This is a genomic window from Streptomyces sp. CRN 30 (genome assembly GCF_034105845.1).
On the sequence record NZ_JAVRHI010000154.1, the window covers coordinates 47921 to 54080 of the forward strand.

Below are 6160 nucleotides of genomic sequence, written 5' to 3' on the forward strand. Positions count from 1 at the left end.
GACGGCGGATCGTTACCTCGGACGACCCCGGTCAACCGCCGTACGGGCGGCCGGTCCTCCGCCGTACAGGGCGGCGAGGCGCCGGGCGTCGTCCCGGAAGCGCTCGCGCAGCTCCGGCGGGGCCAGTACCTCCGCCTCCGGGCCCAGCGAGCCGAGCTGGGCGTGGGCGACGTCCGCCGACTCCACCGGGAGGGTCAGCTCGATCCACCCGTCGGCGTCCGGCGGCCCGGCGGCGGCCAGGGCCTCCCGGGCCACCTGCCGGTCCACGGCGTGCGGGAGCCGCCGTACGCCCCGCCCGGACAGCCGGACCACCACCTCGGTCCGCAGGATCGAGCGGGCGAACCGCTCCGCCCGCTCCGCCCAGAACCCGGGCAGGTCGAACCCCTCGTCCCGGGTGAACCGCTCCCCGCCGGCAACCTCGACGGAGGCGAACCGGTCGATGCGGTAGACCCGGAACGAGTCCCCGTCGGCCACCCGCGCGCACAGGTACCAGACCCCCGCCTTCAGGACCAGCCCGTACGGCTCCAGCTCCCGCTCGACCTCCCGCTCCGCCTCCCGGCCGGCCCCCTGCTCGCCGCGCCGGTAGCGGGCGGCGATCCGGCGGTCGTCCCACACCGCCTCCGCCACCGCGGGCAGCACCTCCGGCGGCTCCGGCTCCGAGAACCAGCCCGGGGCGTCCAGGTGGAACCGCTGCGCCGCCGTACGGGACGCGTCCCGCAGGGACGGCAGCAGCGCCGCCGACACCTTCAGCCGGGCCGCCGACGCCGCGTCCGCCAAGCCCATCTCGCGCAGCGCCCCCGGCACCCCGGACAGGAACAGCGCCTCCGCCTCGCCGCGGTGCAGACCGGTCAGCCGGGTGCGGTAGCCGCCGATCAGCCGGTAGCCGCCGGCCCGGCCCCGGTCCGCGTAGACCGGCACCCCCGCCTCGGACAGCGCCTGCGCGTCCCTCGTCACCGTCCGCTCCGACACCTCCAGCTCCGCCGCCAGCTCGGCGGCGGTCATCGAGGGCCGGGACTGGAGCAGCAGGACCATCTTGATGAGGCGGGCGGCACGCATGGCCCACATCATGGCCCACAGCACGCAGGAGGCCCCCGCCGTACGGCGGGGGCCTCCTCGACGGACGACCGACGGACGACCGACGGACGACCGGCTTACAGGCCGTAGCGCTCGCGCGCCTCCTTCACGGCCGTCGCCTTGACCTCGCCGCGCCGGGCCAGCTGGGCCAGCGCCGCGACGACGACGGACTCCGCGTCGATGCCGAAGTGCCGGCGGGCGTCCTCACGGGTGTCCGACAGGCCGAAGCCGTCGGCGCCCAGCGAGGACCAGTCCTGCTCGACCCACTGCGCGATCTGGTCGGGGACCTGGCGCATGTAGTCGGAGACCGCCAGTACCGGGCCCTCGGCGCCCTGGAGCGCCTGACGGACGTACGGGGTGCGGTCCTCGCCGCGCAGCAGCGCCGCGTCGGCGTCCATCGCGTCCCGGCGCAGCTCCGTCCAGGAGGTCGCGGACCACACGTCGGCGGCCACGCCCCACTCCTCGGCGAGCAGCTTCTGCGCCTTCAGCGTCCAGTGGATCGCCGTACCGGAGGCGAGGAGCTGGACGCGCGGGGCGTTGGCGACCGGGGTCAGACCGGCCGACTCCGCCGTGTTGAAGCGGTACAGGCCCTTGACGATGGCCTCGTCGATGCCCAGGCCCTGCGGCTTCGCGGGCTGCGGCATCGGCTCGTTGTAGACGGTGAGGTAGTAGAAGACGTTCTGGTCCTCACCGGGCTTCGCCTCGCCGTACATCCGGCGCAGGCCCTCGCGGACGATGACGGCGATCTCGTAGGCGAACGCCGGGTCGTAGGAGAGGGACGCCGGGTTGGTGGCGGCGATGACCGGGGTGTGGCCGTCGGCGTGCTGGAGGCCCTCACCGGTCAGGGTGGTGCGGCCGGCCGTGGCGCCGATTAGGAAGCCGCGGCCGAGCTGGTCGCCGAGCTGCCACATCTGGTCGGCCGTGCGCTGCCAGCCGAACATCGAGTAGAAGATGTAGAACGGGATCATCGCCTCGCCGTGCGTGGCGTACGCGGTGGACGCGGCGATGAAGTCGGCCATCGAGCCGGCCTCGGTGATCCCCTCGTTGAGGATCTGCCCGTTCTCGGCCTCCTTGTAGTACATCAGCTGGTCGCGGTCGACCGGCTCGTACGTCTGGCCCTTGGGGGAGTAGATGCCCAGGGACGGGAAGAGGCTCTCCATGCCGAAGGTGCGCGCCTCGTCGGGGACGATCGGCACCCAGCGCTTGCCGGTCTCCTTGTCGCGGACCAGGTCCTTGACCAGCCGGACGAACGCCATCGTCGTCGCCACGGACTGCGAACCGGAGCCCTTGTCGAAGGCGGCGAACGCCTTCTCGGCGGGCGCGGGCAGCGGCGCGAGGGCGTGGGTGCGGCGGGCCGGGGCCGGACCGCCGAGCGCCGCGCGGCGCTCCTGGAGGTAGCGGACCTCGGGGGAGTCGGCGCCGGGGTGGCCGTAGGGGACCACGCCGTCGACGAAGTCGCTGTCCTTGATCGGCAGGCCGAGGAGGTCGCGCATCTCCTTGAACTCGTCCACCGTCAGCTTCTTCATCTGGTGGTTGGCGTTCTTGGAGGCGAAGCCCTTGCCGAGGGTGTGGCCCTTGACCGTCTGGGCCAGGATCACGGTCGGCTGTCCCTTGTGGGCCAGCGCGGCCTTGTACGCGGCGTAGACCTTGCGGGCCTCGTGGCCGCCGCGGCTGAAGTGGAAACACTCCAGGATCTTGTCGTCGCTCAGCAGCTTCGCCATCTCGACGAGCGCCGGGTCCTTGCCGAAGAAGTCCTGGCGGATGTAGGCGGCGTCGCGGGTCTGGTACGTCTGGACCTGCGCGTCCGGTACCTCGCGCAGCCGGCGGACGAGCGCGCCGGTGGTGTCGAGCCGGAACAGCTCGTCCCAGGCGGTGCCCCAGAGCGTCTTGACGACGTTCCAGCCGGAGCCGCGGAAGAGGGCCTCCAGCTCCTGCACGATCTTGAAGTTGGCGCGGACCGGACCGTCGAGGCGCTGCAGGTTGCAGTTGATGACGAAGGTCAGGTTGTCCAGGCCCTCGCGGGCGGCCAGCGTCAGCGCGGTGGTCGACTCCGGCTCGTCCATCTCGCCGTCGCCGAGGAACGCCCAGACGTGCGACTCGGAGACGTCCTTGATGCCGCGGCTGGTCAGGTACCGGTTGAACCGGGCCTGGTAGATCGCGGAGATGGGCCCGAGACCCATCGACACGGTCGGGAACTCCCACAGCCAGGGCAGGCGGCGCGGGTGCGGGTAAGACGGCAGGCCGTTGCCGCCGGACTCGCGGCGGAAGTTGTCGAGGTGGCCCTCGTTCAGCCGGCCGTCGAGGAACGCGCGGGCGTAGATGCCGGGGGAGGCGTGGCCCTGGACGTAGAGCTGGTCGCCGGAGCCGTCCCCCTCCTTGCCGCGGAAGAAGTGGTTGAAGCCGGTCTCGTAGAGCCAGGCCGCGGAGGCGAAGGTGGCGATGTGGCCGCCGACGCCGTGTTTGCTGCCGCGGGTCACCATCGCCGCCGCGTTCCAGCGGTTCCAGGCGGTGATCCGCTGCTCCATCTCCTCGTCGCCGTCCACGGCGGGCTCGGCGGAGGTGGGGATGGTGTTGACGTAATCCGTTTCGAGGAGCTTCGGCAGGGCGACGCCGGCTCCCTCGGCACGCTCCAGCGTGCGCCGCATCAGGTACGCGGCACGGTGCGGTCCGGCCGCCTTCGCGACGGCGTCCAGGGAGGCCCGCCATTCGGCGGTCTCCTCCGGGTCCCGGTCCGGGAACTGGTCCAGTTCGCTCGGCTGGATGGCGTGGGGGTCGGTCATGTCGCCGCCTTCCTCAGTCGAAGGGGGTTCCCTCATCGGTAAGGGTTCGGGGGTGCCCTTGGTCTTTGGCAGGACAGGGCGTGGGCTCCGGTGGGAGTCCATCGGTGACTGTAACTCCCTGATCGATGATCGATCAAAGGGTTGACGGGCAAAACATCTTGATCACGAGAAAGTAGGCACGCGGTGCCTTCGCCGATGGCACGGGGTGACTGTCCCTGCGGGGTGTTCGTGCAGGTGAGCGCGGTCGGGCTCGGGTGGATGGGGGTGGTGAGCGGCGGCTGCGGCTGCGGCGGGGTTGCTCGCGCCCCTCAAGGGGCGCGGGGAACTGCGCGAAACAGCGGGGTCTGGGGGCGCAGCCCCCAGGAGCAGGGGCACAGCCCGCAAAATCAAGGGCGCGGCGCGCAGCCCAGGACGTGGGACTTGACCAGGTCGGGAATGCGCGGGTCACGCCGCTTGAACGCCGCGACCAACTCCTCATGCTCCTCGGCATAAGACTGCTGCACCGTGCCCAGCCACCGTATCGACAGCGCGGTGAACACCTCGATCCCGAGCCCCTCCCACGTGTGCAGCAGCACCGAGTTCCCGGCCGCCCGCACCAGCTCCCGGTGGAACCCGACCGTGTGCCGGACCTGCGCCGTCCCGTCCGCCGTCCGGTCCGCCTCGTAGAGCGCCCCGACGTGCGGCTCGAGCGCCGAGCAGTCCGACGCGAGCCGCTCGGCCGCCAGCTCCGCCGCGATCGCCTCAAGGCCGGCCCGCACCGGGTAGCTCTCCTCCAGGTCCGCGGCCGTCAGGTTCCGCACCCGCACGCCCTTGTTGGGCGCCGACTCGATCAGCCGCAGCGACTCCAGCTCGCGCAGCGCCTCCCGCACCGGCGTCTGGCTGACCTCCAGCTCGGTGGCGATCCGCCGCTCCACGATCCGCTCGCCCGGCTGCCAGCGTCCGCTGATGATCCCTTCCAGGATGTGCTCGCGGATCTGTTCGCGCAGCGAGTGGACGACGGGCGCGGTCATGAGGGCTCCTTAGGGAGGGGCCCGTTCCGGCCCCCTGGGGCGTTGACGAATAGACAATACGGCCGCCGGCCCCGCGCGGAAGGGCGCATACGGGGGCTTTCACGCAGGTGAGACAAGGCTTACACGTACGTGACGCGGAACGACGGCGCCCCCGCCCGGAGTGTTCCGGGCGGGGGCGCCGTAGGACCGAAAGAGGTCAGCGGGAGGTCAGAGGCCCAGCTCGACCTCGAACTCGCCCGCCTCCAGGATCGCCTTGACCGCGGTGAGGTAACGCGCGGCGTCGGCGCCGTCCACCAGACGGTGGTCGTAGGACAGGGTCAGGTACGTCATGTCGCGGACGCCGATGACCGTGCCCTCCTCCGTCTCGATCACGGCGGGACGCTTGACCGTCGCGCCGATGCCGAGGATCGCGACCTGGCCCGGCGGCACGATGATCGTGTCGAAGAGCGCACCGCGCGAACCGGTGTTGGAGATGGTGAAGGTCGCCCCCGCCAGCTCGTCCGGGCTGATCTTGCTGGCCCGCACCTTGCCCGCCAGGTCGGCGGTGGCCTTGGCGATACCGGCGATGTTGAGGTCACCGGCGTTCTTGATGACCGGGGTCATCAGGCCCTTCTCGGAGTCCACCGCGATACCGATGTTCTCGGTGTCGAAGTAGGTGATGGTCCCCTCGGCCTCGTTGATCTTGGCGTTGATCGGCGCGTGCGCCTTCAGCGCCTGGGCCGCGGCCTTGACGAAGAACGGCATCGGGGAGAGCTTGACGCCCTCACGCGACGCGAACGCGTCCTTGGCACGGGCGCGCAGCTTCATCAGCCGCGTGACGTCGACCTCGACCACGGAGGAGAGCTGCGCCTGCTCGTGCAGCGCCTTGACCATGTTGTCGCCGATGACCTTGCGGATGCGCGGCATCTTGACGGTCTGGCCACGCAGCGGCGACGCCTCCAGCTTCGGCGCCTTCTTGGCGGCCGGAGCGGCGGGGGCGGCGGCCGGAGCCGGAGCCGGGGCCTTCGCGGCCTCGGCGGCGGCGATGACGTCCTGCTTGCGGATGCGGCCGCCGACGCCGGTGCCCGAGACGGTGGACAGGTCCACGCCGTTCTCGGCGGCGAGCTTGCGCACCAGCGGGGTGACGTAGGCACCGTCGTCGGACGCCTGGGCGGCGGCCGGGGCCGGAGCCTGGGCGGCCGGCGCGGGAGCCGGGGCCGGGGCGGGCACCGGAGCGGCCGGGGCCGGCTCGGGAGCCGGGGTCTCCTGCTGCTGCGGGGCCGGGGTGGTCGGCGCCTGCGGCGCCGGGGCGGCCTG

At 72.0% G+C, this 6160-nt stretch carries 4 protein-coding genes; all 4 read right to left on the reverse strand.

All coding sequences use genetic code 11. From position 1 onward, the window contains the following. Nucleotides 1–12: 12 nt before the first annotated feature. Nucleotides 13–1056, reverse strand: a complete 1044-nt coding sequence (locus UW392_RS14815) for a helix-turn-helix transcriptional regulator (RefSeq protein WP_320775442.1) — start codon at nt 1054–1056, stop codon at nt 13–15. 95 nt (nt 1057–1151) lie between these two features. Next, on the reverse strand, nt 1152–3854 hold the full coding sequence (gene aceE, locus UW392_RS14820) for a pyruvate dehydrogenase (acetyl-transferring), homodimeric type (RefSeq protein ID WP_320775443.1): 2703 nt from the start codon (nt 3852–3854) through the stop codon (nt 1152–1154). A gap of 386 nt (nt 3855–4240) precedes the next feature. Next, the gene (locus UW392_RS14825) at nt 4241–4864 is read right to left on the reverse strand and encodes a GntR family transcriptional regulator (RefSeq protein ID WP_320775444.1); all 624 of its coding nucleotides are present in this window, start codon (nt 4862–4864) and stop codon (nt 4241–4243) included. 207 nt (nt 4865–5071) lie between these two features. Then, nucleotides 5072–6160, reverse strand: a 1089-nt coding sequence (gene sucB, locus UW392_RS14830) for a 2-oxoglutarate dehydrogenase, E2 component, dihydrolipoamide succinyltransferase (RefSeq protein WP_320775445.1), incomplete at its 5' end; no start/stop codon positions are given.

Bases quoted from the DNA above. Each gene is read 5' to 3' on its own strand.
- UW392_RS14815 (WP_320775442.1), bottom strand. From the start codon at position 1,056: ATGCGTGCCGCCCGCCTCATCAAGATGGTCCTGCTGCTCCAGTCCCGG.
- aceE (WP_320775443.1), bottom strand. From the start codon at position 3,854: ATGACCGACCCCCACGCCATCCAGCCGAGCGAACTGGACCAGTTCCCG.
- UW392_RS14825 (WP_320775444.1), bottom strand. From the start codon at position 4,864: ATGACCGCGCCCGTCGTCCACTCGCTGCGCGAACAGATCCGCGAGCAC.